3 protein-coding genes and 1 pseudogene are annotated in these 2,852 nt (G+C 37.4%); all 4 read left to right on the top strand.

The features are described from left to right. Positions 1-313: 313 nt before the first annotated feature. A complete protein-coding gene (locus GGR02_RS17165) occupies positions 314-1,300 on the top strand; it encodes an ABC transporter ATP-binding protein (RefSeq protein WP_183186151.1) in 987 nt (328 codons plus the stop codon). Next, the gene (locus GGR02_RS17160; protein ID WP_183186150.1) at positions 1,294-1,950 is read left to right on the top strand and encodes a TVP38/TMEM64 family protein; all 657 of its coding nucleotides are present in this window, start codon (positions 1,294-1,296) and stop codon (positions 1,948-1,950) included. The genes GGR02_RS17165 and GGR02_RS17160 overlap by 7 nt, the downstream gene beginning before the upstream one ends. Positions 1,951-1,952: 2 nt before the next feature. Next, entirely contained in the window at positions 1,953-2,534 is a 582-nt protein-coding gene (locus GGR02_RS17155; protein ID WP_183186149.1) for a CDP-alcohol phosphatidyltransferase family protein, read from the top strand. 15 nt (positions 2,535-2,549) lie between these two features. After that, positions 2,550-2,744 (top strand): annotated as a pseudogene (locus GGR02_RS17150) (FAD-dependent oxidoreductase); the annotation flags it as partial. Positions 2,745-2,852 lie beyond the last annotated feature (108 nt).

Below are 2,852 nucleotides of genomic sequence, written 5' to 3'. Positions count from 1 at the left end.
TCTCGAATGGAAATCCGAGATGGCAGCTGTCTTATTTGAGTATGCCCGAATATACGGGAAGAGTATGCCTAATTTTGGATAATCAACAGCCGTGATTTCTCTTAGTCAATATGCATTAACAGCACTTATTGGTGGTGGAAACGTTATAACCATTGCAACTCTTTATTTTCCATTTTTATCAACAGCAAAAGAAGCGGTTATTGCGAGCTTTTCGCTTATTTTTGCAATTTTGCCGCTAACTGTACTTCTCTTGTTCGAGTTACTGATTAGAATTTTTCTTCCTTACCGAAAACGGAATCGTTGAGGTGTGTATATGAAAGATGTATTTATTTCTCTTAATTCTTTAAAAAAAGCATATGGAAATGAAACAGTTTTTCACTCGATTCATTTGGATATAAATGAAGGGGAAATAATCAGTGTGGTAGGGCCATCAGGGGCAGGGAAATCAACCCTTCTTCGATGCATAGCAGGGATAGAAGAATTAGATGAGGGAAACATATGGATTGAGGGGGAAGACATGTCACCAAAACCTGCTCATCGTCGCCCGATTGTCATGATGTTTCAACAACCGTTATTATTTCCCCATATGACAGTAATGGAAAATATTATGTACGGATTAACTTTTACAACCTTGACAAAGAAAGAGCGAATAGAAAAAGCTACGTTATATTTAAAGAGGATGGACATGGAGAATTTTCGAGATTTTTATCCATCCGAACTATCCGGTGGACAACAACAACGTGTTTCCTTAGCGAGAGCATTAATTACCGATCCAAAATTATTGCTGCTCGATGAACCCCTTAGCAGTTTTGACAATGAATTAAGAGATGGAATTCGATTATGGATGAAACAATGGCTAAAAGAAAAAAAAATAACGACAATTTTTGTTACACATGATAAAGAAGAAGCGATGTTAATGGGGGATCGCGTTGTGGTGATAGGAAATCAAACCATTCAACAATGTGGAAATCCTATACAAGTATATGATGCCCCGTCTAATGCATTCGTCGCAAAATTTTTTAGCGATGGTATCGTCATCGATAACCGGTTTTTCATTCACGCAAAACATATAGAAATTTGTAATGATCTACATGGGGCGTGGTATATGAAATGGGAAGGAATTGTGCAAGAAATGTATATAAAATACGGGAAATTTTTTTATCAAATAACCATCAGCGATTGGCAAACGGATGTCATTATACAAAGCGATACTCATTTTTCTAAAATGCAATGTGTTTGGGTTGGTATACGGTCGAAAGAGTATATTCAGACGTTTAAAAAGGATGGAGAAGCATGTTAACACGGACATGGTGGAAAATATTCGTTGCGTTTATAGTTGTCGGAGGAATTATTTGGGTTAATCAGCATATCCACATGAAGCCTCAAACAATCCGAGCCTGGATTTTATCTTTTGGAGTGTTGGCTCCGCTTGTCTTTATCGGGTTATATACCGTTCGACCGTTTCTTTTCTTTCCGGCTTCTATTCTGTCGTTAGCAGCAGGGCTAGCGTTTGGGGCATGGTGGGGAACAATTTTCACTGTCATCGGGGCAACGCTAGGAGCTAGTTTGTCTTTTTTGGTCGCTAAAAAATTCGGTGAACGTGTAATTCACGAAAGTTGGAAAAAGAAAACAATAAAACTGCAAGCACAATTAAAGAAAAACGGATTTATGTATGTACTTTTATTACGACTAATCCCGATTTTTCCTTTTGATTTCATTAGTTATCTAGCAGGGATAGTAAATGTGAAGTTCACTCATTTTTTATTTGCGACATGGATTGGGATTATTCCAGGGACGTTTGCCTATAATTTTTTAGGCTCTAGTTTTGCTTCTGGCAATCGAATAATCATAATTATTGCCATCATTGTTTTTCTTATCATTTCTTTTGTTCCGATCATGACAAATGCAAAACTAAGACAAAAACTTGGATTACAACAGAAAGGAGAATAGATGTGCTCGATACACATGCAAGGAAATATGTACAACCTTTGATCGAAACGGCCGCTTCCCGTTTGTTGAAAATAGGATTGACGGCGAATCAAGTTACGATGATGTCATTTTTGATTGGCCTTTCTTCAGGGATTCTTTTTTATCTCGATTATGTAGTTGCGGCAGTCATTGTATTGTGGATGTCTGGATTTTTAGATGCGGTCGATGGAACGATGGCACGAAAAACAAACGTATCACCATGGGGCACTGTCATGGATATAACCTTTGATCGAATTGTTGAAATTAGTGTCATTTTAGGAATTGCGTTTAAGTATCCGCATGTTCAATGGGCTCTTTTATTATTAAGTGTTTCGATTATTTTTTCCATTACCGTGTTTTTAACAGTTGGAGCGGTTTCGGATAAAAAAGGGATGAAATCATTTTATTACCAAGCAGGACTAGCCGAACGTACAGAAGGATTTCTCTTATTTTCCTTTATGATGTTATTACCCAACTATGTTTTAGTTATTACGTTGTTATTTTTTGTAGTAGAACTATTTACAGGATTACAACGTTTAAATGAAGCTCGACAACTTTTACGCTGAAAGGACGTGAGATGATTGAAACAATATGATCTTATTGTCATCGGTGGAGGGGCAGGAGGGTTAACTGTAGCTGCTGGAGCGGCTTCTCTTGGAGCAAGAGTGGCTCTTATTGAAAAAGAGGCACAACTTGGTGGAGATTGTTTACATTTCGGGTGCGTTCCATCAAAGGCACTTATTAAAATTGCTTCCGAAGTATACGAAGCCAAAAAAATAAAAGAATGGGTGTGTTTGGCAAGTAAAAAATACACAATATGGCGGTGAATTTTTACACAACCTTGCCAGTTCCCATTATTTATCGATTCTTTTGAGATAGAGCGT

It is taken from the genome of Anoxybacteroides voinovskiense (genome assembly GCF_014196205.1).
Classification (GTDB): Bacteria; Bacillota; Bacilli; order Bacillales; family Anoxybacillaceae; genus Anoxybacteroides; species Anoxybacteroides voinovskiense.
The sequence above is the reverse complement of the archived record's forward strand: the minus strand, read 5'-3'. Positions and strand labels throughout refer to the sequence as shown.

Coding starts and splice junctions, on each gene's coding strand:
- GGR02_RS17165 (WP_183186151.1), top strand. CDS start 314: ATGAAAGATGTATTTATTTCTCTTAATTCTTTAAAAAAAGCATATGGA.
- GGR02_RS17160 (WP_183186150.1), top strand. CDS start 1,294: ATGTTAACACGGACATGGTGGAAAATATTCGTTGCGTTTATAGTTGTC.